The organism is Paractinoplanes ovalisporus, from assembly GCF_016834655.1.
GTDB lineage: Bacteria > Actinomycetota > Actinomycetes > Mycobacteriales > Micromonosporaceae > Actinoplanes > Actinoplanes ovalisporus.
The window spans coordinates 358,822-385,719 of record NZ_JAENHP010000001.1; the positions used below are offsets into that span (position 1 = coordinate 358,822).

Annotated in this window: 20 protein-coding genes; 14 read left to right on the forward strand and 6 right to left on the reverse strand. The window is 70.2% G+C overall.

Going from position 1 to position 26,898, the window contains the following annotated elements:
- Positions 1–2: 2 nt before the first annotated feature.
- From JIG36_RS01665 to JIG36_RS01695, 7 genes are read left to right on the forward strand one after another with little or no spacing between them, the layout of a single operon-like run.
- Positions 3–482 carry a hypothetical protein gene (locus JIG36_RS01665; protein WP_203374168.1) on the forward strand — a complete coding sequence of 160 codons (480 nt, stop codon included), beginning with the start codon at positions 3–5 and terminating at the stop codon, positions 480–482.
- A 58-nt stretch (positions 483–540) separates the two neighbouring features.
- Complete coding sequence (locus JIG36_RS53845; RefSeq protein WP_203374169.1) at positions 541–2,694, forward strand: rhamnogalacturonan lyase; 2,154 nt, start codon at positions 541–543, stop codon at positions 2,692–2,694.
- 19 nt (positions 2,695–2,713) lie between these two features.
- The gene (locus JIG36_RS01675) at positions 2,714–5,413 is read left to right on the forward strand and encodes a hypothetical protein (RefSeq protein WP_203374170.1); all 2,700 of its coding nucleotides are present in this window, start codon (positions 2,714–2,716) and stop codon (positions 5,411–5,413) included.
- Positions 5,400–6,029: an ABC transporter ATP-binding protein gene (locus JIG36_RS01680; RefSeq protein ID WP_203374171.1), complete on the forward strand. Its 630-nt coding sequence runs from the start codon at positions 5,400–5,402 to the stop codon at positions 6,027–6,029. The genes JIG36_RS01675 and JIG36_RS01680 overlap by 14 nt, the downstream gene beginning before the upstream one ends.
- A gap of 8 nt (positions 6,030–6,037) precedes the next feature.
- A complete protein-coding gene (locus JIG36_RS01685; RefSeq protein WP_203374172.1) occupies positions 6,038–7,198 on the forward strand; it encodes a hypothetical protein in 1,161 nt (386 codons plus the stop codon).
- Positions 7,195–8,154 (forward strand): LacI family DNA-binding transcriptional regulator, encoded by a 960-nt coding sequence (locus JIG36_RS01690; protein WP_203374173.1) that lies wholly within the window; start codon positions 7,195–7,197, stop codon positions 8,152–8,154. Before JIG36_RS01685 ends, JIG36_RS01690 begins: the two co-directional genes overlap by 4 nt.
- A gap of 21 nt (positions 8,155–8,175) precedes the next feature.
- A complete protein-coding gene (locus JIG36_RS01695) occupies positions 8,176–12,636 on the forward strand; it encodes an NACHT domain-containing protein (RefSeq protein ID WP_203374174.1) in 4,461 nt (1,486 codons plus the stop codon).
- Between the two features lie 66 nt (positions 12,637–12,702).
- On the opposite strand, the gene JIG36_RS51465 is transcribed toward JIG36_RS01695, so the two are convergent.
- Both JIG36_RS51465 and JIG36_RS01705 read right to left on the reverse strand, forming a co-directional pair.
- Complete coding sequence (locus tag JIG36_RS51465) at positions 12,703–12,978, reverse strand: hypothetical protein (RefSeq protein ID WP_236045480.1); 276 nt, start codon at positions 12,976–12,978, stop codon at positions 12,703–12,705.
- Between the two features lie 178 nt (positions 12,979–13,156).
- Positions 13,157–13,996, reverse strand: a complete 840-nt coding sequence (locus JIG36_RS01705) for an alpha/beta fold hydrolase (RefSeq protein ID WP_203374176.1) — start codon at positions 13,994–13,996, stop codon at positions 13,157–13,159.
- Positions 13,997–14,055: 59 nt separating this feature from the next.
- Between JIG36_RS01705 and JIG36_RS01710 the strand changes: the two genes are divergently transcribed.
- Entirely contained in the window at positions 14,056–14,526 is a 471-nt protein-coding gene (locus JIG36_RS01710; RefSeq protein WP_307872520.1) for a MarR family winged helix-turn-helix transcriptional regulator, read from the forward strand.
- A 127-nt stretch (positions 14,527–14,653) separates the two neighbouring features.
- Positions 14,654–15,277, forward strand: coding sequence for a hypothetical protein (locus JIG36_RS01715; protein WP_203374177.1), 624 nt, complete (start codon positions 14,654–14,656; stop codon positions 15,275–15,277).
- Positions 15,278–15,405: 128 nt separating this feature from the next.
- Here the strand turns inward: JIG36_RS01715 and JIG36_RS01720 are convergent, their stop codons facing one another.
- Positions 15,406–15,795, reverse strand: coding sequence for a VOC family protein (locus tag JIG36_RS01720; protein ID WP_203374178.1), 390 nt, complete (start codon positions 15,793–15,795; stop codon positions 15,406–15,408).
- A 62-nt stretch (positions 15,796–15,857) separates the two neighbouring features.
- Between JIG36_RS01720 and JIG36_RS01725 the strand changes: the two genes are divergently transcribed.
- The 3 genes from JIG36_RS01725 to JIG36_RS01735 all read left to right on the forward strand — a co-directional run bounded on the left by JIG36_RS01725 (position 15,858) and on the right by JIG36_RS01735 (position 19,040).
- A complete protein-coding gene (locus JIG36_RS01725; RefSeq protein WP_203374179.1) occupies positions 15,858–16,790 on the forward strand; it encodes a helix-turn-helix transcriptional regulator in 933 nt (310 codons plus the stop codon).
- A 130-nt stretch (positions 16,791–16,920) separates the two neighbouring features.
- Positions 16,921–17,529 carry a hypothetical protein gene (locus JIG36_RS01730; protein ID WP_203374180.1) on the forward strand — a complete coding sequence of 203 codons (609 nt, stop codon included), beginning with the start codon at positions 16,921–16,923 and terminating at the stop codon, positions 17,527–17,529.
- On the forward strand, positions 17,526–19,040 hold the full coding sequence (locus JIG36_RS01735) for a glycosyltransferase family 2 protein (RefSeq protein WP_203374181.1): 1,515 nt from the start codon (positions 17,526–17,528) through the stop codon (positions 19,038–19,040). The genes JIG36_RS01730 and JIG36_RS01735 overlap by 4 nt, the downstream gene beginning before the upstream one ends.
- A 61-nt stretch (positions 19,041–19,101) precedes the next feature.
- Here JIG36_RS01735 and JIG36_RS01740 read toward each other — a convergent pair whose 3' ends face one another.
- Positions 19,102–19,905, reverse strand: a complete 804-nt coding sequence (locus JIG36_RS01740) for a hypothetical protein (protein WP_203374182.1) — start codon at positions 19,903–19,905, stop codon at positions 19,102–19,104.
- A 182-nt stretch (positions 19,906–20,087) separates the two neighbouring features.
- Here JIG36_RS01740 and JIG36_RS01745 point away from each other — a divergent pair, with 182 nt between their 5' ends.
- Positions 20,088–22,973, forward strand: coding sequence for a glycosyl hydrolase (locus JIG36_RS01745; protein WP_307872521.1), 2,886 nt, complete (start codon positions 20,088–20,090; stop codon positions 22,971–22,973).
- An 85-nt stretch (positions 22,974–23,058) separates the two neighbouring features.
- Positions 23,059–23,967, forward strand: coding sequence for a pyridoxamine 5'-phosphate oxidase family protein (locus JIG36_RS01750; protein ID WP_203374184.1), 909 nt, complete (start codon positions 23,059–23,061; stop codon positions 23,965–23,967).
- Here JIG36_RS01750 and JIG36_RS01755 read toward each other — a convergent pair.
- On the reverse strand, positions 23,930–24,487 hold the full coding sequence (locus JIG36_RS01755) for a TetR/AcrR family transcriptional regulator (protein ID WP_203374185.1): 558 nt from the start codon (positions 24,485–24,487) through the stop codon (positions 23,930–23,932). The genes JIG36_RS01750 and JIG36_RS01755 overlap by 38 nt on opposite strands.
- Before the next feature lie 4 nt (positions 24,488–24,491).
- Positions 24,492–26,816, reverse strand: coding sequence for a putative bifunctional diguanylate cyclase/phosphodiesterase (locus JIG36_RS01760; protein ID WP_307872522.1), 2,325 nt, complete (start codon positions 26,814–26,816; stop codon positions 24,492–24,494).
- Positions 26,817–26,898 lie beyond the last annotated feature (82 nt).

Sequence of the window (26,898 nt, forward strand, 5' to 3'; positions counted from 1 at the left end):
CGGTGACCGTGAGGCACGTCGGCGGCGGCCTGACGGTTCGTTCCCGGCGGCGGCTGCGAATCCCCGCCCCCGATCACGGCGGCACGGCCCTGACCTCGATCGCCGCACTCCTGGCGATCTGTCTGACGGCCCTGTTCACCGCGCGGCCGGGCGCCTGGGCATCGGCCGCCGACGGGCCCTGCCCCGCCCGCAGCTCCGAGGTCGCCACAACAGCCGGACACACCTTGCGCGTACGGGCTGAGCCCGGCGCCTCGACGCTCCTGCACCTCTGCGCCGGCACGTCGATCGGCCCGGTCCGAGCCTGGCTCGTCACCACCGGCCGCAGCCCGGCGGCGGTGCAGCGCCTGGGCGAGCGGCTGGCCCTCGCGGCCGCACCCCTGAGGCCCGGCCAGCGCAGCCCGGTCAGCGTGGACGCGGTGCTGGAGTCCGGCGCCGTCGTGCACTTCGGCACCCTCGTGACGGTCCCGTCGATGCATCCTTGACCATTGACAACACTCGATGGAGACTTCTCAGGCAAGCGCTTTCCTCAGGAGGTTTGCCGTGAAGATCGTCCTCGCCGCGTTGATGATGTTCGGACCCGGGGCACCCGCGCCGGCGCCGGGGCCCCGGGCGGAGCTCGACCGTGGTCTGGTCGTGGCGGCCACGAGCGAGGGCACGTTCCTGAGCTGGCGGCTGCTCCAGCGGGAAGCCACCGGGCACTCGGCGACCGGGCTGACCGGCCGCGACTTCGCCGTCTACCGCGACGGCCAGCGGATCGCCACGGTCACCGACAGCACGAACTACCTCGACCGCGAGGGCACCCCGGCGTCACGGTACGAGGTCGCGGGCAGCCGGCCCACCGCGACGAGCACCACGAACTACTTCGAGCTGCCGCTGCGGAAACCGGCCGACGGCGTCACCCCGGCCGGGGAGGCGTACACGTACTCGGCCAACGACATGAGCGTGGGCGACGTGGACGGCGACGGGCAGTACGAATACGTCGTCAAGTGGGACCCGTCCAACTCCAAGGACGTCTCGCAGGTCGGGTACACCGGGCCGGTGTTCGTGGACACGTACGAGCTGGACGGCACCCTGCGGCACCGCATCGACCTCGGCGTGAACATCCGGGCCGGGGCGCACTACACCCAGTTCCTGGTGTACGACTTCGACGGCGACGGCCGGGCCGAGATCATGATGAAGACCGCGCCCGGCACCCGGACGCTGCGCGACGGCCGGTCCCGTCACATCACCATGCTCCCGGCCGACCTGAAGGCCGGTTACCGCAACACCGACGACTACCGGCTCAGCGCCGCCGGCTACTACGACCACCTGGTCACGATGTTCCGGGGCTGGGCCACGCATCCCGAAGTGCTCGCCGGGCGGTGGCCGGCCACCCCGGAGCAGGCCCTGGGGATCGACCCCTTGCCTGATGCGGAGGCCGTGGCCGACTACTTCATCGACGTGTACGCGCCCGCCCGCAGCACCCGCAACGCCCTGCGCGCGTTCCAGGGCTTCATCGTCGACGGCCCCGAATATCTGACCGTCTTCGAGGGCGCCACCGGCCGCGAGCTGGAGACGATCCGCTACAAGCCGGGCCGCACCGACGACGGGCTGATGTGGGGCGACTACGCGATGCCGCGGATCGAGCCCGCCAACCGCGTCGACCGCTTCCTGGCCGGTGTCGCGTATCTGGACGGCCGGCATCCCAGCGCCGTCTTCGCGCGCGGCTACTACACGCGGTCCACGCTCGTGTCGTACCGCTGGAACGGACGGCACCTCACCGAGGGCTGGTACGTCGACAGCGGCTGGGTGCCGATGACGAACCCGTTCAACGACACCCCGCACGGCCGCGACGGCACCTCACCGGAGTTCGCGACCCTGACCACACAGGGCTTCCACTCGATGAGCGCGGCCGATGTGGACGGTGACGGGCGGCAGGAGATCGTGTACGGCTCGGCCACCATCGACGACGACGGGAGCCTGCTCTACTCCTCGTTCGGCAACCTTCCGACCGGCGAGCGCATGCGGCTGGGGCACGGCGACGCCATGCATGTCACCGATGTCGCCCCCGACCGGCCCGGCCTCGAGATCTTCACCGTGCACGAGAACGGCACCACCGCCCCGTACGGAATGGCGATGCGTGACGCCCGTACGGGAGAGGTCCTGTTCGGCACTTATTCGGGCCGTGACACCGGACGGGGCATGGTCGGCGACGTGCTGCCGGAGTCGCCCGGACTCGAGTCGTGGGCCAGCATGCCGGGCGGCTCCGAGGCGCTGGGCCTGCACACGGCGAAGGGGCAGGTGCAGCCGGGCCCGATTCCCGGCACCAACATGAGCATCCGCTGGGCGGCCGACGGCACCACGCAGATCGTCAACGGCGCGGGCGACGTCACGCCCACGATCGACGACTGGAAGCGCGGCACGCTGCTGACCGCCGAGGGCACCCGCGCCAACAACGGCACGAAGGGCAATCCGAGCCTGGTGGCCGACATCCTCGGGGACTGGCGCGAGGAGCTTCTCGTCCGCACGACGGACAGCTCGGCCATCCGCGTCTATCTCAGCACCGAGGTCACCAACCACAAGCTCTACACGCTGATGCAGGACCGGCAGTACCGCGTCGAGGTGGCGCGTCAGCAGACCACCTACAACCAGCCGTCCTACCCGAGCTTCTATCTGGCCTCGGACACCGATTGGGGGCACGTGCCGCTGCGCTGATTAGGGCAGGATGGCCTGCATGCTCATACGGGCCGCGTTCGGGGCGCTGTTCCGCGCCGGGCTGTGGTCCGTGCTGGTCGTGCTCGCCTTCGTCGTGGCCGGCGTGGCGTTCGCCGCGCCGGCCATGTTCGCCGAGGCCGGGCGCAACGCGGCCTTCCAGGCGGGCCGCGACGCCGTGCCCGACACCGCCCGGCAAGATGACGCCGCCCTCGTCCGCCTCACCGGTTCCCGCTCCCCGGACAGCGCCGGCCAGCAGCGGCTGCTGACCGAGCTGCGCACGATCCCCCACCTGTCCCCGCCACGCCTCGACGGCGGATCGGCCGGCAAGGAGTTGTCGTGGTCGAAGCCGTGGGCGTCCACTGTTTCGGCCGGCGCCCGTCAGGCCGACGCCCGCCTCTACGCGGTCACCGAGCCCGCCGCCGAGCTGGTCGTGACCGATGGCAGCGGCCCCGCGGGCGGAGTCTGGCTGCCCGAGCCGCTGGGTTTCCGCCCGGGCGAGACCGTCACCGTCACGGTCGCCGACAAGAGCGCCACCGCGAAGGTCAGCGGGCTCTACGCGATCGTCCCGGGCGGGCGCCGGCCGGCCGACGTCGCCGGAAGCCGGTCCTGGGCGCTGCGCGACCGCGACCTGCCGTTCGACTCCCGCACCACGACCCTCAAGGCCTACCTGGTCATCGGTGACGTGCCCACCACCGAGCGGCTGGCCGACGGGATCGACGACCAGATCCTCTGGGCGGCCGAGTCCACCCTCGACGAGGGCGTGACCCTGGCCGAGGCCCGCGAGACCGGCCGCGGCGTCGCCGACCTGCGGCGCCGGGTCAGCGAGCAGAGCTTCGACGGCGGGACCGACGCGGTGACCGGCCGGCTCGCCAGCGGCATCGGGCGCATCGCCGACCAGGCCGGGGCCGCGTCCGAGACCGTGCGGCAGAAGACCCGGCCGATCGAGTGGGCGGCCGTCACCGTCGCGCTCATGACCGTGCTCGCGATGGTGCTGCTGTCGGTGCGCCGCCGCGTCGTCGAACTGCGTCACGCCGTCGGTTCCGGGGTCGCGCCGCTCGCCGTGGGCGGGCTGTGGCTGGCCGAACATCTGCTGCCGGCCGTGCTCGGGTCGGCCGCCGGCTGGGGTGTGGCGTGGCTGCTGGTCACCCGGGCCGGGCCGCCGGGGGCCGTCACCGCGTCGTCGATGCTGCCCGCGCTGGGTTCGGCCGGGCTCGCGGCCGCGGCCGGGTTGCTCATCGCGGCCGCGGTGCCGGCGCTGGCCACGGCCCGCTACGTGCGCCCGCTCCCCCCGGCCACGCCGCGGCGGCCGCTGCCCTGGGCCACTCCGGTGCTGGTGGTCGCCCTGGTCGCGGGCGCGGGCCTGGCCTCCTCGGGCGGTGAGGGCGTACGCAGCGTCGATCTGCTCGTGCCGTTGCTGGTGCTGGCCGCGGCCGGGGTGCTGGGCGGGTTGCTGCTGAGCCGCCTCACCGGGTTGCGCCGCTCGTTCCGCGGGGGCTCGCTGCGTGGCGTCGTCTGGCTCGCCCGGCGGCGCCTGGCCGACAACTCGGCCGAGCGGCGTCTCGCGGTGGCCGTGATGACGGCCGGGCTGGGCATGCTGCTGTTCGCCCTGTGCGCGTTGACCGCGTCCGCCACCACCGTGGACGACCGGGTGGCCGTCCAGGCCGGCGCCGAATCGGTGGCGGTCCTCGACGGCGGCTCGGCGCAGCTCGACCCCGACGCGGCCGAGGTGCCCGAAAAGCCGTCGGAAGACCCGGTTCCCGGCGTACGCACCCCACCCCTCCCCGCGTACGCGACGGTGGTCTGGCGCTACGACGCCTGGACCTCGCTCGACGCCGCCCAGCACGACCTGCTCGTGGTCGACCCCGTGAAGTTCCGCGAAGTCGCCCTCTGGGGCCGGGGCCCCGACCTGGCCGAGGCCCGCGACGCCCTCCCCCGGCTGGAGGGCGAACCGGAAGCCGACCGGGTGCCCGCCATCGTGGTCGCCGACCCGGCCGCGGCCGGCCAGAGCGCCGTCTCCGTCGACGTGGGCGCGTGGAAGGGCACGCTCGACGTGGTCGCCCATGTCGACGCCTTCCCCGGGCTCGACGCCAAACCGACGTACGTGGTCTCGGAAAAGGCCTTCTTCGCGCAGTTCGGCTCGGCCGATCCGCGCCTCAGGCCGCGCGACTCCAACGCCTACACCGGCGCGTTCGTCCGGACGCTGGTGTGGAGTTCGCGGGGCACCGACGCCATCACCTCCCCGCTCGGCGTCGAGCCGGAACGGGTGACCACGGCGGCCGAGCTGCGGCAGCGCGACATCTATGTGGCAGCGTCGCGGTCCCGCGGCTACCAGGTCGCCGTCGCCGCCTACCTCGCGTTGCTGGCCGTGCTCGCCCTCTGCGTCCACGCCCAGCGCACCGCGGCCGCCCGCCGGGCCAGCGACCTCATGCTGATCCGCGTCGGTCTGGGCCCGGGCCGGGCCCTGCGCGCCCGCCTGCTCGAACTGTCGCTGCTCGCCGCCGTCGCCCTGGCCGGGGCCGTGGCCGGGGTCGCCGCGCTGCTGCCGCTGGGCTCCCGGCTGCTCGACGACGAACCCACCCGCCTGCCCGCGCTCCACTTCGGGCTCACCGTTCCCGGGCTCGCCGTCACCGCCGCCGTGGCCGTGGCCGCCGTGGTTCCGGCCGTCCTGTTCACCACCAGCCGCTCAGCCGAGGAGGCCTCCTACCGTGACGACGGCTGATCTCGTACGCCTGGAGTCCGTGACCCACACGCACGGCTCGACGCCCGTTCTCACCGACATCTCGCTGTCGCTGCCCCCGGCCCGGCTGGCCGTGCTGGCCGGGCGGTCCGGCTCGGGCAAGTCAACGCTGCTGCACCTGATGGCGGGCGTGATGCCGCCGACCTCGGGCACGGTGACCGTCGACGGCCGACCGGCGGTCTCCCACCACGAGTGGGACCGGGTGGCCCTGCTCCCCCAGCGCCCGGCCCTGGCCCCCGAGCTGACCGTCGCCGAAAATGCCCACCTGCCGGCCCGGCTGCGCGGCCGCACCCCGCCGCCCGGCCTGCTGACCCGACTGGGCCTCGACCCCCTGGCCGGCCGCCCCGCCCACGACACGTCGCTGGGCGAGCAGCAGCGCACGGCGATCGCCCGCGCGCTCGTCCTCACCCCCGCGGTCGCCCTGCTCGACGAGCCCACCGCCCACCAGGACGACGAACACGTGGCCCTGGTGCTGGGCGCGCTGACCGCCGCCGTCGCCGAGGGCACGCTGGTCGTCGTGGCCACCCACGACCAGCGCATCATCGACCTGGCCGACGAACTGCTGCCGCTGCACTCCGGTCGCCTCGAAGTGGTTTGATCGTCCCCGTGAGCGGATCTCCAGCGGCCACCCTGAACCGCACCGAAAACTGGTTCGTGCGGGCGGCCCTGCCCCAGCTGGTCGACGGTTTCACCGCCCGCGCCCAGGTGGTGCCGCGGATGCTGCCGTTCCTGACCGGCGCCGCGATCTACTGGCTGCTGCAGGTCGCGTCGGCCGGCGCGTTCGTGTCGCTGGCCGTGCCGTTGCTCGTGATGAGCCTGATCTGGCCGTACACAACCGGTCTGAACGGCCGCCGCCCGCCCCGGCTGACCCGCACCGGGCTGGCCGTGGTGATCGCCGTCTACGCGGTGGTGTTCGTCGGCGGCGCCGTGCTGGTGCACACGGTCCGGCCCGGGTTCGTCTCGCGTGAGCTGGCCGGCCCCACCGGCGACGCCCCGCTGGTGGTCGGAGCGGCCGGGCTGCTGATCTTCGTGGCCGCCTTCGGCATCGGCTGGATCGCGACCTCGTACGGCGTCGTGGCCGCCATGCGCCACGCCGTGGGCGACCTGTTCAAAGGCCTGTCCGACATCCCCCGCTCGTTCGGCCGGTCGCTGCCGGTGGTCCTGTTCGGCACGCTGTTCCTGTTCTTCACCGGCGAACTGTGGCAACTGCTCGACCAGCTGTCGTGGCCGCGTGTCTGGCTGGTCCTGGCCCTGCTGACCGTCATCGTCGGCCTGGCCACCTGGCGGGTGGTCAAAGGCTACGACGAAGACCCGGTGGGCCCGCCGCCCTCCGAGTCCGACCTGGCCGAGGCGTGCGAGGGCACCCCGCTGGCCGGCGTCGAGATCCGGCCCTGCCAAATACCGCCGCTGGACCCCCGCCAGGCCGTCAACGTGCTGGTGCTGCTCACCGTCCGCCAGCTGGTGCAGGCCGCCGTCATCGGCCTCGGCCTGTTCCTGTTCTTCGTGGCCCTGGGCCTGATCACCGTCCAGTACGAGACCGCCGCCACCTGGATCGGCCACGACCCGCAGCGCTCCGCCTTCTTCGGCGTGCCCGTCGCCCTGTTCAAACTGGCCGCGCTGCTGGCCTCGTTCGGCGGCGTCTCGTTCGCCACCACGTCGATGACCAACACCGACTACCGCCAGGAGTTCTTCGCCCCCGTCCTGCAGGGCATCCGGCGCCCCATGCTGGTCCACGCCGTCTACCGCTCGCTGCGAGCCGCCGCATGACCGGCCGGCGCGTGACATTGGCCGACGTGGCCCGGGCCGCCGGGGTTTCGATGGCCGCCGCTTCCCGAGCCATGAACGGCAGTTACGGCGTTTCCGAGGCCGTACGGGCGAGGGTCCGCGCCGTCGCCGCCGAACTGGGTTTCGAGCCCCACGCGGTGGCCCGCGCCCTGGCCACCGGCCGCAAGACCGCGAACCGCCGCGAACGCATCGAGATCCTGATCGTCGACCCCGACCCCGACGCGATGAGCGCCAAGCCCTTCTACGCCCGCGTCCTGACCGGCGCCATGCGCGCCGTGGGCGGCGACCTTTCCCTGGAGGTACGCCGCGTGGCCGCACTGCCGGCCGACGACCCCGACCCGCCGTTCGGCCGCCTGCTCATCAACGTCCCCGGCCCAGCCGGCGCCGCATACGCCCGCCGCGGCCGCACCATCGCCCTGGGCCGCGCGGCTCCCGGCGTGGCGTTCGTGGCCCCCGACAACGACAGCGGCGGCCACCAGGCGGCGGTCCACCTGCTGGCCACGGGCCGCCAACACATAGGCGCGGTCTTCGGCCCACCCACGCCGTGCGCCGACGAGCGACGGGCGGGCTTCCTGCGCGTGATGACCGCCGCGGCCCACCCCGTCAGCATTGCCGAGGGCAACTTCACACGGGCCCGCGCCTACGAGGCCACCCGCGAGTTGCTGGCCCGCTCCCCTGCCCTCGACGCCGTCTTCGCAGCATGCGACGTCAGCGCGATGGGCGTGCTGCAGGCTTTGCGCGAGGCCGGCCGCCGCATAGCCGACGACGTGGCAGTGGTCGGCTTCGACGGAAGCACCCTCTCCGAGGCGGCCGACCTGTCATCGGTCTACATGCCGGTCGAGGATGAGGCCGAGGCCGCGGTCCGGCACTTGCTCGACCCGGCTCTGCCGCCACCGCCCCGCCTGCCCACAACACTCACCGTTCGCAGTTCCAGCTGACGGACCCAGGAAAGGACGCCGATGAGTCCACGGCCGGGAGGCGAGGCCGACAAGTTCGGCAGTCGCTACGAAGGTGCGTGGACCGTCTCGCACCTGCTGCACATCCTTGCCGGCACGGGCCGGTCGATCGTCGTCGAGAAGGCAGGCGAGCTCGACGACGGCGCCGAGTTCCTCTATACCCGGGACAATGACGGCGTCGTCGAGGCGCACCAGCTGAAGCGCCAGAACAGCAGCGCGAACAGCTGGACTGTCAAAGCTCTCGCCGGCGAGGACATCTGGACCAACGCCAAGAAGCACATCGATGCCGGTCGCGAGTTCCATTTCGTCTCGACCGTGCCGGCCGTCAACCTGACCGAACTCGCCGACCGGGCTCGACGCTCCGCCAACCTGGACGACTTCCTCAAGAACTGGCTGAACGAGAAGCTGCGCGAGCTCCACGACGCGCTGTCAACGGCAGACATCTACGGCTCACCCGCCACCTCGTGGGCGATGCTGCGGCAGATGTGGTTCCGCTGTCAGGACGAACGAGCCGTGGTCAGCATGAACGCCTCGATGTGCGGCGTGCTCCTCGATGGGGACGGTGGCGAGCTGGCAGCGACCGGGCTCGGCGACATCGTCGTGAACCATCTTGGCGTCGAGCTGACATCGACCACGATCGAGTCAAGGCTCTCGACTTACCGGCTCAAACTCGCCGATGGCAGCCGACGTCAGAGTCTGCAAACGAGGGTCGATCAGATCACGGCGAACTGGTGCGCATCGGTCGGTCGCGAGCTGCTGAAGCCGACGATCAAGCGTGCCGAGGCGTCTGATCTGGCCATCAAAGCCAGGGATAGCTCGTCGTCCGTCGTCTTCCTGGTGGGGACAGCAGGAGGCGGCAAGACCGCAGTCCTCTCCCAGGCCGTCGCGGAACTGCTAGCCGCAGACGTTCCCGTTCTCGGCTTCCGACTCGACCGGCTGGAGAACTTCGCTGCAACCGACGACATCGGCCGAAAACTGGGCTTGGATGTGTCACCCGTTTCCGCACTCGCAGCCGCGGCAGGCGGCAAGCCCTGCGTCCTCGTGATCGACCAACTCGATGCCGTCAGTCTCGCCTCCGGCCGGATGCCGACCAGCTTCGGCGCCGTCGAGGATCTGGTCCGCGAAGCCGCCGCTTTCCCGTCGATGCTGGTTGTGCTGGCTTGCCGGCAGTTCGACGTCGACAACGACTACCGAATCCGGACGCTTCAGAACGACCTGAAGGCCGAATCGCTCACGGTTCCTGATCTTTCCGTCGAAACGGTGAGCGCAGCTGTGGAAGCGATGGGACTCGACCAGTCGAAGCTTCAACCTCATCAGGTACGACTCCTGCGGCTGCCTCTGCACCTGATCCTGTTGGCCGGCGTCGCCGATGAACCGGATGCGCTGAACTTCCAGAGCACTGCGCACCTGTTCGACGCGTACTGGAGCCGGAAGCGTCACGCGGTCGCTGAGCGCAAGCCGGGCGTCCGCTTCAACGAGGTCATCACGACGGTGGCCCGCGCCATCAGCGATCGCCGGCGGCTTTCGGTCTCGGACTCCGTCCTCGATTCCGACGAACTCGCCGCCGATGCGGATGCTCTGGTGTCGGAGCACGTGCTCGTTCGCGACGGGAACCAGGTCGCGTTCTTCCACGAGGCGTTCTTCGACTACGCGTTCGCTCGTCAGTGGGCGACGCGCCCCCAGGCGCTTGCGGACTTCCTGACTTCCGGAGAACAGGAGCTCTTCCGGCGGGCACAGGTTCGCCAGATTCTGCACCATCTCCGCGAACGTGACTCCGAACGCTATCTGGCCGAACTCGAGACGACCCTCGCCAGTCCCGATGTGCGCTTCCACATCAAGGAAACGATCCTGGCGGTGCTCGCAGGCGTGGCCGAGCCGACATCGGCGGAGCTGCAGATCGTTCTTGACGCCGCCACCATCGACGCGGATCTCGGCGACCGAGTGTGGAGGATGCTGTTATCTACGAACTGGTTCGACCGGCTCGACGGCGACGCGCAAATTCAGGCATGGCTGGGCCATGGCACGGCTGACGAACGGAACCGGGCCATCAGTATTCTCGGCTCGGCGGCGCGCGTTTACCCGGCACGGGTGGCGGCAGTCCTTGCTTCTTTCAAGGACCGATCTGAGTACCACAACTGGCTTCTCAGGAGCATGCGTGCCGCCGAACTCCACCTGAGCCGGGAGCTCTTCGATCTCCTCGTTGACGCCGTCCGGGTTGGTGGCGCCAACGGCGATGAGCGGACGCTCTGGCTTGCTGCCGACAGCCTTGCCGAGCATGAGCCGGGCTGGGCCATCGATCTGCTTGGGGCCTACTTCATCGATCGTCCTGGGGCACTCGCGATCGACGGCGAGGGGCGAGTCGAGGCCCTGACGCAGAACGACTACTCACTAGCCGAGTCGGTCCGGAAGTCAGCCTCGTCGGATCCGGCCAAGTTCGTCGCCATCTTCTTGCCTTACATGACCGATGTCATGGTCATGACAGCCGGCAACGAACCACCCCCTGGTTTCCCAAGCGATCAACACTTCTCGCACCACTACGATCGGATGTCCGAGACGAGCGAGGCGGAAAACGCGTTCCTGGCCGCGATGCGGCTGGCGGTGCAGGCTGTCGTCCGATCCGATCCCGCTGCCACGAAGCCCGTGTTGGAAGGGCTGGCCGCCGTCAAGCTGAGCGGAGCGCAGACGTTGCTCTACCTCGGCTTGATCGCAGCTGAAGCCCCGTTGGCCGACTGGGCCGCCGAGTTGTTGCTCGAAAGTACGGACCGCTTGTTCTGCGGCACCGATTCCAACTCGGTATGGGTGGCCCGCGAACTCATCCAGACGATCGGTCCCCACATCGACGAAACCACGCATCAGGCTCTCGAAAATGCGGTCCGGGATCTTCGGTTCGAGTGGGAGCAGCGAGCTGCCGGTTATTACGCCTTCACCTTGCTCTCCGCGCTCGACCCTGGTCGATTGACGGAACGCGGTCGGCGTCGGCTCGGCGAATACCAGCGCAAGTTCCGATCTGAGCTTGCGCCTGAGCCGGAAGGCGTCACAGCAGTATTGATCGAGTCTCCTGTCGGGGACGTGGCCGCCTCGCACATGACCGACAGGAACTGGCTCCAAGCGATGGCCAGGCACGACCAGGACCGCGCGAACTGGGCCACCTCCAGGGGTGGGGCGCGGGAACTGTCCCATGTCCTGCAACGGCAGACGAGGGAGAACCCCACTCGATTCGCACGGCTGGCGGTAAAGCTGACCACCGAGACGAACGCGTCCTACGCTTCGGCGATCCTGATCGGTCTCGGCGAAGCCGCACCGGTCTCGCCCGATGACGAAGCCAGCGTCTTCAGCGCCGTGCGATACGTAGCGACCCTCGGCATACCAGAGACGGATCGCTGGATCGGGCATCCCTTACGGCAGTACCTGAAGTCCGCGCCGATTGATCTGGTCGAGCTCGTGCGAGATCGAGCTCTGGAGGCTCCGGACCCAGCTTCGGACGTGTTCGACACATCCACCGGACGCGAGCCTGGGGATCGGCTCCGCTTTGCCGGCATGAACTGTGCGCGCGGAGCTCTCGCCGAGACACTCGGCGATCTGCTCATCTACGACGTGGACGGAACGCGAACGGCTGCGGTCGTCCCTGCCTTGGAGACCCTGGCGACGGACCACGTTGTAGCAGTACGCGCTCAGGCTGCGCACACGCTGGCGGCTGCTCTTCGTTTTGCCCGCCCCCACGCGGTCGCTGCCTTTACGAAACTTGTCGAGACCAGCGATGAATTGCTGGCCGGCAGGTACGTGTGCCGCCTGATGATGTACATCGGCAACGGTGGTAGCCAGAACGTTGTCTTGCCGGTCATCCAGCGGATGGTCGATTCAGACGACAGGGCCGTACGTCTTCGCGGCGGGGACCTGGCGTTGGTGGCCGCCGTCGCGTGGGGCGAGCGCGGCCCCTTCGATCGGATAATGGAGGGCACCGATGCTCCGAGTCGCAAAGGAGTGGCCCAGGCAGCAGCCGCCAGGCTCACCTCGAACAATGACCCGGCGTTGGTGGCCGAGACGCTGATCCGCCTCTTCGGCGACAGCGACGCCGGTGTCCGCGAAGCCGCCGCTGCCGTGGTCGCCCATCTGCGGGGAAAATATCTCTCCGGTTACCAGGGGGTCCTCAACGAGCTGATCGATTCCGCGGCATTCGAGACCGCAACACCGCAGATCTTCCTGACACTCGAACACGCACCGGATCGGGTGGATGCGCTGGCCCTCCGTTGCGTCCGGCGATTCATCGAGGTCTTCGGAGCAGCCACCGGAGACATCCGGACCGGCGCGGCGGCCGACGCACGCCACGTCTGCAATCTGGCTGTGCGCGGACTGACCCAGGCGCAGACTCCCCTCCGGCGCTCCGCGTATCTGGACGTCATCGACGCCCTGATGAGGGTCGGTGCATACGGAATCGACGATGCCGTGGACCGTGCTGAGCGCTGATGAATGCCGTGCCGGCGGCTCACCGCCATACGTGAGAACGATTGCCTGAGTCGGAGCAAGAAGCGGCTAACGGTGGTCGCGGACCTTCGCTACCGGCCAGCCGGCGATCTGAGCGATGTCTTCGTCCGGCGTCGCGGGGTCACAGACCCACTCCTCCAGGGCGCGGCTCAGCGAAGGCGGAAGTCCTGTATCCGCGGTGTCCGGTTCGGGGATCTCGTCGTACATGCTGTCGGCGTGGCAGACGCCGGCGAGGGCGGCCCGGAGACCAGCCGGGTTGTCTCCGTGGGCGACGAGCTCGCCGGTCAGCCAGTCGTGCAGCTCCCAGTGGGTAGCTGAAGTCATTCCGCCGTCCACGACTCGGCGGCCGGTGTGTGCCAGCTCGGCGGCGCGAAGGCGACGGGCGTTCTCGGCGATGATCGGCGCCCGTAGGTATTTCTGGACGTGCTGCCTGGCGAGATCGGTCGCGCAGACGTAGTCGTCCGGCGGCGAACTGCCGTGCCTGCCGGTCGCGCCTGCGCTGTCAGGAGAAGAAGTCACGCAGGGCCGCCGCTACCAGGTCGGGGCGACCGCCTCGGGCCGTGTTCCAGGAGCCGGAATGGTCGAGGCCCTCGAACTCGATGTGGGTGGACCGTGGGAGGACGCGGGCCAGGTCGCGGATGCTCCGGCGCAGGAAGGCGGGACTCTTCGTGCCGCTGAGCAGCAGGACCGGCTTGGTGAGGGACGCGAATGTGGCCATCTTTCCGTCCAGTCCGCCGACGGCGTTGAAGTCGTAGCGGATGCCGGGGAGCATGTCGCGCAGCTTGGGCGCCGGACCTGGTCGGCGGGCGTCGGCGGCGAGCGCGGCGGCGGCCAGCAGGCGCGCGGCGGGAGCGGGGAGGGCCTCGAGCGGGGCGGGGGCCGTACGGGCGGTGCGCAGTGATTCGGCGAGCGCGGCGGCCAGGCGGCCCTGTTCGAGGTCGGCGTTGAGGCGGCGGATGCCCTCGTGGGAGATGCCGTCGGGGTAGAACGGTGGCTCGTACACGGCGGCCCGGGTGATCCGGGGCAGTGTCCGGGCGGCCTCCAGGGTGATCATCGCGCCCGAGCTGAGGCCGAAGACGAAACCGGCGCCCGTCTCGGCCAGGAGTGCGTCGAGGTCTTCGACGTCGCGGGTGATGTCGTGCGTGTCGTCGTAGGGCTTCGGACTCATGCCTCGGCCCCGGCGGTCGGGGGTGAAGACAGTGAAGTCGGCCGAAAGCGCGTCGGCCAGGTCGGTGAAGTTGTACGCCGTGCCCATCGCGCCCTGGACGAGGACGACGCCGGGACCGCTTCCCCGGCTCAGGTAGCCGATGCTGGTGCCGTCACGCGAGGTCACCGTCGCCATGGCCCACTCCCTAGATAGCTTTGCCGCAAAGTTACTTTGGGACGTGATAAGTTGCAACCGTGACCGACGACGAGGCGGCGGACGAGCAGCGGCGACGGGTCTTCCAGGGCCTCCGCGACCTCGGCTCGGTCCAGAGCGAACTGGGACGGGCGTTCGCGCGGAGCCGCCGGATGCACGCCACGGACGCGGCGGCCGTCGTCGAGATCATCAACGCCGAGCAGCACGGACGGCCGCTCACCCCGGCCCGGCTCGCCGAGCGGGTGTCGCTGACCACCGGCGCGACCTCGATCCTGCTGAACCGGCTCGAACAGGCCGGCCACATCGTGCGGACCCGCGAACACACCGACCGTCGCATCGTCACCCTGCACTCGACACCGGCCATCCATGCGGCGGCGGCCACGTTCTACGAGCCGCTCGGCGACCAGCTCGGCGCCGTCCTCGCCGACTATTCGCCGGCCGAGCTCGACCTCATCGAGACCGCGGTCGAACTCCTGCGGTCGACCATGGTCGCCTACATGGAGGATTCCTGAGAGCCGACAGACCGCGGCGAGATCAAGCCGCTGTTTGGTGGCGGCCTCTACCGTGGAGACTGTGAAGAATATCGATCAAGACGGCGGCAACGATGACCGCCGGGCGGCGGCGCCAGCGGATCCCTGGATGGAGACGGCGCCGACCTCGCCCATGGAGCATGTGAGCTTCGACGAGCGTACGACGGTGGACCCGTTCGCGCCCGCGTTCAACGAAGGCGAAGCGCCGGCGCGGCGGGAACGCGGACGGCGCGGGTGGCTGGTCGCCGCCGCTGCGGTTGCCGTGCTGGCCTGCCTCGGCGGCGCCCTCTTCAACCCGTTCGACAACGACAAGACGCCCGACCGAGCCGGGCCCAAGCCAGGCACGACCACCACGGCCTCGCCGGAACAGCGCAGCACCGCCAAGCCCAAGGCGAGCGCGAGCACCGGCACGGGCAGCGAGGGCGGGGCACAACCGATCGTGGCCACGGTGAGTCCCGACCTGGTGGTCTACGTGGTCTCCTCGACCAACAAGGGTGACGTCGCCAGCGTCCAGTACACCGACCAGGACCGCGACATCATCCGGAAGGGCGAGGTCGCGCTGCCCTGGCGGCACACTTTCCGCATCGTCGGGGACAAGCCGCCGCTCGTGATCGTGGCGCAGCGCAAGAAGGGCGGCACCGGGCCGGTGACCTGCTCGATCAGCCTCGGCGGCAAGGAATTGTCGACGGCCGTGCAGCGCGGGCGCTATGCGTCACCGCAGTGTGCGGGGTAAGGAGGCCGGCCCGGCCACCGGGTAACGTCCCGGCGGCCGCGCTACGGCCGTGAGCCTTCCGCACATCGCGGCACACGCCGGGTTCGGCCCCGATGCGGTTGGACGAGGCGACCGCGCGTACGAAATGATCATTTGTTGAGCACGTCGAGGTAGTGCTGGTTGAACATCACGCCGAGGATGTTGCCGAACGGGTCGCGGACCGACGCGGTGACGAATCCGGGCCCGCGTGAGGTCGGCTTGTCGTGCGAGGTGGCGCCGAGGTCGAGCAGGCGCTGGTAGGCAGCCTCGACGTCGTCGACCGCCCAGTAGACGACGGCCCCACCGGAACCGGTGTGGGGTGCGAACTTCGTGTTGAGCAGGCCGAACTCGTGCTGGTAGTCGCCGACGCGCCATTCGAGGTAGGCGCCTTCGCGCACGAAGTAGGGGTCGAGCTCGAAGACCTGGTTGTACCAGGCGCGGGCGGCGTCGAGGTCGTCGGCGAAGAACGTGACGGTGGTGAATCCACGAAGAGCAGTCATGACCTCATTCTCGGAACTGAAGTGCTCACCTTCTGAGCACTTTTCCGGGCAGAATTCCGGGCATGCGAGCCGACCGCCTGGTGGCGACCCTCCTGCTGATGCAGACGCGCGGCCGGGTGACCGCCGCCGAGCTGGCCAGGGAACTGGAGATCTCGGTGGCCACCGCCCGCCGCGACCTGGAGGCGTTGTCCACGGCCGGCGTCCCGGTCTATCCGCAGCCGGGCCGCAACGGCGGCTGGCAGCTGGTGGGTGGGGCCCGCACCGACCTGAGCGGGCTGTCGGCGCGTGAGGCACAGGCACTGTTCCTGCTGGCGGGGCCGGCCGCGGAGTCGTCGGACGAGGTGAAGGCGGCGCTGCGCAAGCTGATGCGGGCGCTGCCGGAGACGTACCGGACCGAGGCCCGGGCGGCGGCCGGCGCCACGCTCATCGACCCGGCGCGCTGGGGTGAGGAGGAACGCGGCCGGCCCGAGGAGGTGCGCCGGCTGCAGGAGGCGGTGGTCGGGCGGCACCGGGTGCGGTTCGACTACAAGGGCTCGCGGCGCACGGCCGATCCGTGGGGCGTGGTCGACAAGGACGGCACCTGGTATCTGATCGCGGGCACGGCGCGCGGGCGGCGCACGTTCCGGCTCGACCGGCTGGGCGGGCTCGAGGTGACGGCGGAGACGTTCGTACGGCCGGAGGACTTCACGCTCGACGCGGCCTGGGGTGAGGTGGTCGGCGAGATGGAGGAGCGGCGGTCCCGCACGTGGGCCACGCTGCTGATCCCGGCGCGGTTCCTGTGGGTGCTGCGCGACCACTTCGGCCGCCACTGCCACCCGGGTGACGAGCGGGACGACGGCCGGGTGCGTGTCCGGGTCGGGGCGCCCACCCCGACAGACATCGCCCGCACGCTGTCCGGCTGGGGCGCCACCGCCGAAGTGCTCGAACCTTCCTCCGTACGGGCGGAGTTGGCCCGCATCGGCGCCGAGTTGACGGGTCTCTACGCGGCGGAGTGACCGCGATCACAGCGGGACTGCTCAACAACGGGCTTCGGGAGCCGATCTGCAACGTCCCCAGACCCGAATCGAACCCCGCGGGACAGGTCGAATGACACGAAGCTTTCTCCCCCGAAGTGCTGCCCTCGGCATGGCTGCGGCCGTGCTCGCCGGCAGCCTGACCGGCTGCGCCAGCCTCAAGGAGGTGACCAGCAGCAGCAAGCCCCTGCTCCCCGGCACGTCGTCGGACAGCGAGAGCGCCTCCACCTCGCCCTCGCCGTCCGCCTCGGCCTCCGCGCAGGCGGTCAAGCTACCCACCCGCGCGAGCGGCCCGCTGGACACGGGAACCGTCACGCACAGCCTCAAGCAGGGCACCTTCTCGGTGCAGCTCACCTACTGGACGTCCGACAACGCGAAGCTCTACACCGCGGAGTCGCTCAAGACCATCAACGTCGCCGCCCACATCGAGGACGCCGACAGCACCCACCGCATCCGGCTCACCACCTTCCAGGTGACCCAGGACGACGGCACGAATCGGGCCGAGGTCACCACCGACAGCGGCAAGTTCGACGTCACCCCGCCGTACCCCTACAACACGGTCGTGACGTTGCCGGCGGCGACGGCGGGAGCAAAGTCGCTCACGCTGACCATCCGGCTGGATCTCCTCGTGGAGACCGCACCCAAGTCGAACTCTTACTACCGTTCCACGGCCCTCGACACCCTGACTCTGCCGCTGCTCACGAATGGTGCTGACCAGTGACCGACACCGTGCCCGGATTCCGCCGGGCCTCCGATCGCCAGATCCTGTTGCCGCGCAGCGCGAAGGCCGGTCAGCTGGCCCTGCCGCCGGCCACCCCGCAGCTGACCGACCTGGAAACCATCGAGACGGTGTCGGGCGAGATCGCCGCCCGGGCCGCCAACGCTCCCCGCCACGCCACGATCAGCTGCATCATCCCCTGCTACAACGAGCAGGACACGATCGCTGACGTGCTCAAGAGCCTGCTCGCCCAGACCCGGCTCCCCGACGTCATCCACGTCATCATCAACAACACCGACGACGACACCCCGGAAATTGCCCGTACGTTCTCCGGCGAACACACCCGCACGATCAAGGGTGAGGAGTTCACGACTCACATCCACGTGCACGACATGGGCGTGAACCCGGACAAGAAGGTCGGCGCGCTCAACTACGGCTACTTCCTGTCCCGTGGCTACGACTTCATCCTGGGCGTCGACGGCGACACCACGCTGGCCCGCGACGCCGTCGAGCGGCTCGAGCTGGAGATGACCGACGACCCGCGCATCGGCGGCCTGAGCGCCATCTACAGCATCGACAAGAGCCGCTACAAGGGCCTGATGGCGCGGTTCCTGGTCGCCGGGCAGCGCGCGCAGTTCGCCGCGTTCAACATGGACAACCTGCTGCGCGGCCGCAACATGGCCGTACTGGGCGGGCAGTGCAGCCTGTTCAATGTGCGCGCGCTCGAGATGGTGATGGTGCGCCACCACCAGCAGGCGCCGTGGGTGCGCGACTCCGAGGTCGAGGACAGCAAGCTGTCGCTGCAGATCAAGGACGCCGGCTACAGCACGAAGATCAGCGCCACCGCGCGCGCGTTCGTGGGCCCGATGACCAACCTGCGGGCGCTGCACGGCCAGCAGGTCAAGTGGAACTTCGGCGCCATCGACCTGTTCTGGCCCGGCCAGCGCGGCGACAGCAAGGGCCAGCCGCTGCACCCGAACCTGCGGCTGCGCTGGTTCGAGAACATCTCGATGGCCTTCAACATCGCCTCCCGACTGGGCTTCCTGCTGCTGCTGGTGGCGGCGCTGTCCATCGACGCGTTCGTGTTCAACCCGATCTGGCTGATCCCGCCGGCCGTGGCCATCCTGCTCAACCTGCGCCTGGCCCTGGCCATGAAGGACAAGAGCGCCTCCGACCTCATGTACGCGGCGTTGATGGTGCCCGCCGAGCTGTACATGTGGATCCGCATGGGTCACTTCGTGTCGGCCTGGGCGCAGTTCCTGGCCAAGACCGACCAGGACAACTGGGCCGCGCAGGCCAACGCCGAGAAGGGCAAGGGCTCGGCCTACGTCATGCCGCTGGTCGTGCTGCTGGCCATCATGGGCGGCGCGGTCTTCGCCTGGACCCAGCAGAGCGTCGGCGTGCAGTCGGCGATCCTGTCGCTGGGCTGGCCGATCCTCTACATCGCGACGATCGCCCAGACCGTCTTCATGCTCCGCAAGCTGGTGCGCCGCCACCGCGGTTTCGCCGTCTGATTCTGCGCTCCACGGGTCCCGCGGCCCGGCCGGTCACCACGACCGGCCGGGCCGTTGCGTGTCAGCAGTCGTTGCCGATGTCGAGGCTGTGGTCGGCCTTGAGCGTGTCCTCGATGTTCGTCGAGGACGTCGGTTCGACCAGTTCGGGAACGCCGGGTGCGAGCAGGCCCTTGTCGGATTCCGCACAGTCCATCATCGAGCTGTACGAGTCGGCCTCGGCGATCCACATGCCACGGTCGGCGGGCTGCACGTCGGCCGGGTCGGTGAACTCCCACACGATCTCGTCGTGCACGGCGGCGATGGGTTTGTCGGGGCGGACGAACGCGTACACCCAGATGAAGTTGGTCGTCACCTGCAACGTCTGGAAACCGTCGACCATCCGCGAGGCGTAGGTGATCCGGCCGCTCACCCGGGGCGGGTGGGCCGGGTCGAGCTGGGCCTTCGGCGAGATCCAGGTCGCGATGTTCATGAGCCCGTCGTCGGAGAACCAGGTCGCGACGTCGCGCCGGTTGGTGGGTGCCAGCAGATCGAGCAGCGTGGCCGACCGGTGCTCGACGAGCATCGCCTTCTCGAGCCGGGCCGCGATCATCGCCGCCCGCACCTTCTTGAGCGCGGCCGTCACCTCCTTGGCGGTGAAACCCTTGACCGCCTTCGCCGCGGGGAGCGTGATGCCGGCCGCGCCCTGCGGATATTTCTCGGCCGCGGTGCCCTCGAACGGGCCGGCGGCGGCCGAGGCGTCTTCCGAAGTGGTCACCGTGACGCCGCTCGGCACGGCCTGCGTCGGATATGCCGTCGTGCCCGGGCCGCCGCACCCGGTCACCGCGAGAGCGCACACGAGCGCCAGTGTCCTGAGTCGTCGCTTCATCCGCCTACCCCCGTGAGCGCGATCGGGCGAACAGTATGCGGGCGCCGGGTCGGACCGCGCTGCCCCGGGTCGTACGGAACGGGTTCTTAAAAGATTGGAAACATTGACGACATGCGATGGCCTCCCTACAGTTCTCGGCACGAGAGAGCGCTCTCACGGCAGGAGGCCTGATGGGATCGGTCGTGCAACGGAGAACAATCGTCGCGGTGGTGGCCGCCGTCGCGGCCGGGCTCGGGGCGGTGGCGCTGAGCGGCACGGCCGACGCGGCCACGGTCGGCGCGGGCAGCTACACCGAGACGCTGCCGGCCGGCGCGAGCCTGCCCACCGGCTGCGGAGACCTGGCCACCAACCCGCGCCAGTTCATGACGGCCAACGCCCCGGCCGGCCCGGTGCCAACCAACGACTGGTGGTCGTCGCTGGTCTACAAGAAGTTCGACTGCGCCTACAGCGAGAACCTGCACGCGCACCCGGCCAGCTACGACACCACCTCGGCCGGGCTCGGCTTCTCCTACACGACCACACCCCAGATCAGCGGTTCGTCCACCGGGGTCGGCGAGTACCACTACATCTATCAGGAAGACTTCACCGCGGGCGTGGCCGGGCTGAACGCCCCGCGCACGCTGGTCGACGGCTGGACCGACTGGACCGTCACGCCGTACTGGAGTGACGGCACCCGCACCATGAAGGCGACCATCGGCCACGGGCTGCCGTTCGCGTACTTCCAGATCACCGGGGGCAACGCGCAGATCACCGCGAAGAGCACCCCGACGGTCTGGTCGAACAGCGGCTCGCGGATCGGCTACTCGGTCAACGGCAAGGACTACGTCGCCTACGCGCCGACCGGGGCCACCTGGACGGTCAGCGGCAGCGTCATCACCTCGACGCTGGGCGGCAAGGGCTACTTCTCGATCGCCGTGCTGCCGAGCGGAAGCGACCGGGCGGCGCTGGCCGAGAGCTACGGCCAGTACGCGCACAACCATGTCACCGGCACCCGGGTGTCCTATTCGTACAACCAGGGCACCAGTCGTGTCGCTACCACCTACACCTACACGACCACCGCGCGCGAGGGCTCGGGCAGCGGAACCGTCATCGGGCTCTATCCGCACCAGTGGCGGGCCCTGACCGGCGCCACCCCGATCACGCCGACCTACGTGACCGCCCGCGGCGCCATGAAGGTGCTCGTCGGCGCGTCGTCCTACACCACGTCGGCGGTCTACAACGGCGTGCTGCCCGAGGTTCCGGCCGTGGCCGACAGCGCGGGCGCCGACCTGACCACGCTCAACGGCTACCTCGATCAGGTCAAGGGCAACCCGGTTCCCGTACGCAACAACGACACCTACTGGACGGGCAAGGCTCTCGGCATCGGGGCGCGGATCGCCGAGATCGCCGACCAGCTCGGGCGCACCGACGTCCGGGACGCCGCCCTGTCAGCCATCAAGTCGCAGCTGACCGACTGGTTCACGGCCTCGTCGGGCAAGACGCAGAAGCTGTTCTACTACGACCGCAACTGGGGCACGCTGATCGGCTACCCGGCCTCCTACGGCTCCGACGCCGAGCTCAACGACCACCACTTCCACTACGGCTACTACATCGCGGCCGCCGCGACCCTGGCCAAGTTCGACCCCTCATGGGCGGCCAGTTCCCAGTACGGCGGCATGGTCGACCTGCTCATCCGCGACGCCAACAACTATGACCGCGGCGACAACCGGTTCCCGTACCTGCGTGACTTCGACATCTACGCCGGGCACGACTGGGCGGCCGGGCACGGCGCGTTCTTCGCCGGCAACAACCAGGAATCCTCGTCGGAGGGCATGAACTTCGCCAACGGGCTGATCCAGTGGGGGCAGGCCACCGGCAACACCGCGATCCGCGACGCCGGCATCTTCATCTGGACCACGCAGTCGGCCGCCATCAACGAGTACTGGTTCGACACCCGTAACGAGAACTTCCCGGCGGCGTTCGGCCACGGCACGGTCGGCATGGTCTGGGGCGACGGCGGCGCGTACGCCACGTGGTTCGCCTCGGCCCCCGAGCAGATCCACGGCATCAACATGCTCCCGGTCACCGGCGGGCACTTCTACATGGGCAACGACCCCGCGTACGTCCGCAGCAACTACGCCGAGATGGTGCGCAACGCCGGCCACGAACCGGCGCTGTGGCAGGACATCGCCTGGCAGTACCTGGCCCTCGGCGACGGGGACTCGGCCCTGTCGAAGTTCCGGGCCAACAGCGGTTACACGCCCGAGGAGGGCGAGACCAAGGCGCACACGTTCCACTGGATCCGCAACCTGGCCGCCCTGGGCACCAACGATCTGAGCGTCACCGCCAACCATCCGCTCTACCGGGTGTTCACCAAGAGCGGTTCCCGTACGTACGTGGCCTCGAACATCACGAACGCAGCGATCACCGTCACGTTCTCGGACGGCAAGGTCCTGGCCGTCCCCGCCGGCAAGACCGTGGCGAGCGGCGCGCAGAACTGGTCGGGCGGCAACGCCACCGGTGGAGGAGTGAACCCGCCGACGACTCCGCCCACCACTCCCCCGACTACGCCCCCCACCACGCCTCCCACGACGCCTCCCACCACTCCGCCGACCGGTGGTGGCGCCGTCCGCTACCTGCAGGCCAACGGCGCCCTGGCCGGGGCCGCGGGCACGGCCGGAACCGCGACCGTGGCCAAGTCGACCGGCGTCAACGACAACCAGCCGCACTCGCCGACGACGTTCACCGCCACCGGCCTGAACCTGACCTACCGCTCCGGCGCGGCGACCACGTTCGGCATCTCGGTCGACGCCGGCACGTCGGTCGGCAACGCCACCCAGGCCCGCGTCTCGTACGACCTGACCGGCGACGGCAGCTTCGACCGGGTCGAGACGTACCGCTACTTCGCCACCGACCCGGTCACCGGCTGGGAGCGGTACACCGACGCGGCCGGCCTGATCGGCGCCACCGGTTCGCTCGGCAACCTGGCCAACGGCACGGTCAAGGTCGAGATCTGGAGCGCGATCGGCTCGGCGCCGAGCACGGTCTCGCTGGGTTCGCTCTCCACGGTGACACTGCCCTACCAGTGATCCTCCCGGAGCGCCGCGTGGCCTCGGCTGCGCGGCGTTTCCTCCGTGCTGGAATTTTTCCAAACGTTCGGTAATTATAGTCTCCATGACGGTCTTTCACTGGGGCGAGCTGGAGGCGCAGGCGCGGGCCGGGTTCAGCGAGCGCGCGGCCGGTGTCTCGCGGCTGGTCAAGCCGACCCTTCCCGGCGGCGCCGACGAGTTTCTGGCCGAGCAGAACATGCTGGTGGTCGGCGCCCAGGCCGACGACGGCCGGCTCTGGGCCTCGCTGTTCACCGGGCCGCCCGGCTTTCTCGGCGCCCCCGACGACACCACGGTCGAGGTGCTGGGCCGGTTGGCCGCCGCCGACCCGGTCGAGCCGATGACCCGCCGCGAGGGGCGGCTGGGGCTGCTGGCGATCGATCTGGAGACGCGGATCCGGCTCCGGATGAACGGCGCCGCGCGGCCCCTCCCGTACGGGCTGAGCCTGACCATCGACCAGAGCTTCCCGAACTGCCCCAAGTACATCCAGAAGCGCTCGGTGGCCGGTCTGGGCGACGGCGAGCCGGGCGAGACGTCCCGAGTGTCGGAGTTGACCGGGGAGGTGGGCCGGCTCGTCACCCGGGCCGACACCTTCTTCGTGGCTTCGGCCTCGGAGAACGGCGACCCCGATGTCTCGCACCGGGGCGGCAACCCGGGCTTTGTCGAGCTGCTGTCGCCGACGAGGTTGCGCTGGCCCGACTATGTCGGCAACAGCATGCTGATGACGATCGGGAACTTCACCGAGAACCCGTACGCGGGCCTGGTCTTCCTCGATTGGCAAACCGGCACCACGCTGCACCTCACCGGATCGGCCGCGGTGCGCTGGGCCGACGACGGGTCACGGTCGGTGGAGTTCGACCTGGACGAGGCCGTGCTGCTCCCCCGCCACCTCTCCACGAACTGGTCGGCCCCGGCCCTCTCACGGCACAACCCGCCCGTCACCCGACCAGCGCCCGGGGCAGCTCGGCCAGCGTGAGCCGGAACTCGGCCGGGTCGTCGAGCACCCGCGCGAGAACGAGCGACCCCTCGATGCGCACGAGCGCGTCCCCGGCCCGGCGCTCGGCCTCCGCCTTGGAGGCCCCGGAACGCCGGGCCACCGCGGCCATCGCGGCCAGCCAACCGGTCGCCAGGCCCGCGGCGCGCGCCCGGATGTCGTCGGGCGCGCCGAGCAACGTCATGGTGTCGAGAACACAGGACAGCCGCCCGTCCGCATAGAACTCCCCGAGGCGGCGGGCCATCTCGGCCACGGCCACCGCCGGGTCGGCTTCGGACTTCAGGGGCTCGAGAATGTCGCCGAACGCCGCCTCGACCGACTCCAGGACGGCCACCGCCATGCCGGGTTTCCCGCTGGGGAACCGGTGGTAGAGGCTGGCCCGGTGCAGCCCCGAGGCCGACGACAGAGCCGTCAGCGAGGCGCCCTCATAGCCGTGGTGCCGGAAGACCTCGGACAGCCGCGCCAGCAGGGCGTCGTCGTCGATGCTCGGTGCGCGTCCCACCCACCTATATTACCGAACGTACGGTAATCGCCTGGCGGGCCAGCAGGCGGGAGATGCCGTCGGCCGACATCGGCTCGGCCAGGTGATAGCCCTGACCCAGGGCGTAGCCGAGCTCGCGCAGCACGGCCACCTGCTCGGGGCTCTCGATGCCTTCGGCCACGGTGTCCAGGCTCAGTGCGCGGGCCAGCTGGATCACGGCCCGGGCGACCGCCTGGCGGGCGTCGGCGGCGGCCGGGTTGCCGTCGTCGATCTCGATGCCGTCCACGAACGACTTGTCGAGCTTGACGATCGCGGCCGGGAAGGCGCGCAGCAGGCTCAGCGAGGACTCGCCGGTGCCGAAGTCGTCGAGGGCCAGGCGGATGCCCATGCGGTCGAGTTCGAACAGGGCCCGCGAGATCTGCTGGCCGCGCAGCACCGCCGACTCGGTCACCTCGAGGACCAGGCGCTCGTTGGGCAGGCCGCTCTCGGCCAGCGCGTCGGCCACGTCGGCCACGAAGTCGGGGTCGTGCAGTTGCCGCGCGGACACGTTGAGCCCGGCCTCGCGCAGCGCGTCGGGGCCGAAGTCGGCCAGCCACATGGCCGCCTGACGGCAGGTCTCGCGGAGCACGAGACGGCCCAGCGGCACGATCAGGCCGGTCCGTTCGGCGGCCGGGATGAACTCGGCCGGGGAGACGACACCACGCGCCGGGTGGTGCCAGCGGACCAGGGCCTCGACCCCGATCAGGCGGCCCGTGCCGAGCCGCACGATCGGCTGGTAGACGACCCGGAACTCGTTGTTGTCGAGGGCCCGGCGCAGCTCGCTGCCGAGTTGCATGTGGGCCAGCACGGGCTCGCCCATGCCTTCGGCATAGCGGACGAAGCCCGCCTTGCCCTGCTGCTTGGCCGTGTACATGGCGACGTCGGCGTTGCGCAGCACCGCGTTGACGCCGGTGCCGGGGCCGGCCGTGGCGATGCCGATGCTGGCCTGGATGAGCAGGCGGTGCTCGCTGATCGGGTGGGACAGCGAGGCCAGGATCCGCTCGGCCAGCACCTCGGGATCGGCGCCCGGGCCGGTGAGCAGGACCGCGAATTCGTCGCCCCCGACCCGTACGGGAAGGCCTTGGGCCCCCACCTCGGCGCGCAGCAGCCCGGCCACCGATACCAGCAACCGGTCACCGACCTCGTGGCCGAGCAGGTCGTTGACCGCTTTGAAGTCGTCCAGGTCGATGAGCAGCACCGACGCCGGGGCCCCGGTCGCCAGCACGGCGGTCAGCCGCTGCCGGAACAGCGCGCGGTTGGCCAGCCCGGTCAGGCCGTCGTGGCTGACCTCGTGCTGCAGCCGCTCCTCCTGGATGCGGGAGGTCCGCAGCAGCCGGGCGTTCTCGCGGTAGGCCAGGTATTGCCGGACAATGGCCAGGCCGGTCACGACCACCGCGGGGATCAGCACCACCCGGACCGGCCAGCGCAGCGGCGCCCCGAACGCCAGCGCGATCAGCGGCACGTCGGCCAGGACCATCGCCAGGTAGGGCAGCACCATGCCGACGCGGACCGGTTCGCGGCGCAGGCCCCGGTCGGCGCGGTCCTGGGCGGCGACACCGAGGGCGATCAGCACCGGGGCCAGCGGCATGACGACCGCCTGGGCATAGACGCTGCCGAGATAGCCGTACTGAACGGCCAGCACGGCCACCGCCGCACCCGGGACGCCGCCCGAGGCCGCGATGAAGCGGATCGCGACGCGGTCGACCGGGCCGCCGGCGATGTACGAGACCTTGGTGGCGGCGCCGACCGCGACCAGCAGGCCGAGCCCGACCAGCACCATCGCCTGGCGGCTCCACGGTTCGCGGGCCGAGAGCATCGGGGCCAGGCCGAGATACCAGAGCACGGCCGCGCAGCCGAGGAACGCGATGAGCCGGTCGAGGATCATGCGCCACTGCTCGGTGCCACCGGCCGAGACCACCGGCACCCGGGCCAGTGACCAGATGGCGATGAGGAACCCGATGACGGCCAGGGCGGCCGCGGGCAGCGGCATGCTGCGGGTGCGGACCTCGTCGGCGTGGGCGAACATGTCCACGGCCAGCCAGGCGTACCCGACCGTGATGAGCCCGATGGCCCACATGACACCGCGCCAGAAGCGCGCCTCCACCGGGTCGAGGTCGCGGCCCCGGCGGGTCAGGGTGAAGACGGCGGCGGTGGCGAGCGCCCCGCCGACCGGGACGAACAGGTACGCGACGGCTTCGGGACCGAGGCCGGCCTGCAGGTAGGCCACGCACCAGATCGCGCCGGCCGCGGCGACGGCGGCGCTGGCCTGGACATACCGCCGGGCCGTCGACTGCAGCGCTTCCACCGTCACCCGCCCGACATTAACGGTCCGGTCGCGTAACGGATCTCCCCCGAACGTTCGACGTTCGTCTTTCCGAGTGCCGGCCGGTTGG

Coding starts and splice junctions, on each gene's coding strand:
- JIG36_RS01730 (WP_203374180.1), top strand. CDS start 16,921: ATGGCTGCGGCCGTGCTCGCCGGCAGCCTGACCGGCTGCGCCAGCCTC.
- JIG36_RS01695 (WP_203374174.1), top strand. CDS start 8,176: ATGAGTCCACGGCCGGGAGGCGAGGCCGACAAGTTCGGCAGTCGCTAC.
- JIG36_RS01715 (WP_203374177.1), top strand. CDS start 14,654: ATGGAGACGGCGCCGACCTCGCCCATGGAGCATGTGAGCTTCGACGAG.
- JIG36_RS01725 (WP_203374179.1), top strand. CDS start 15,858: ATGCGAGCCGACCGCCTGGTGGCGACCCTCCTGCTGATGCAGACGCGC.
- JIG36_RS01740 (WP_203374182.1), bottom strand. CDS start 19,905: ATGAAGCGACGACTCAGGACACTGGCGCTCGTGTGCGCTCTCGCGGTG.
- JIG36_RS01720 (WP_203374178.1), bottom strand. CDS start 15,795: ATGACTGCTCTTCGTGGATTCACCACCGTCACGTTCTTCGCCGACGAC.
- JIG36_RS51465 (WP_236045480.1), bottom strand. CDS start 12,978: ATGACTTCAGCTACCCACTGGGAGCTGCACGACTGGCTGACCGGCGAG.
- JIG36_RS01705 (WP_203374176.1), bottom strand. CDS start 13,996: ATGGCGACGGTGACCTCGCGTGACGGCACCAGCATCGGCTACCTGAGC.
- JIG36_RS01675 (WP_203374170.1), top strand. CDS start 2,714: ATGCTCATACGGGCCGCGTTCGGGGCGCTGTTCCGCGCCGGGCTGTGG.
- JIG36_RS01750 (WP_203374184.1), top strand. CDS start 23,059: ATGACGGTCTTTCACTGGGGCGAGCTGGAGGCGCAGGCGCGGGCCGGG.
- JIG36_RS01690 (WP_203374173.1), top strand. CDS start 7,195: ATGACCGGCCGGCGCGTGACATTGGCCGACGTGGCCCGGGCCGCCGGG.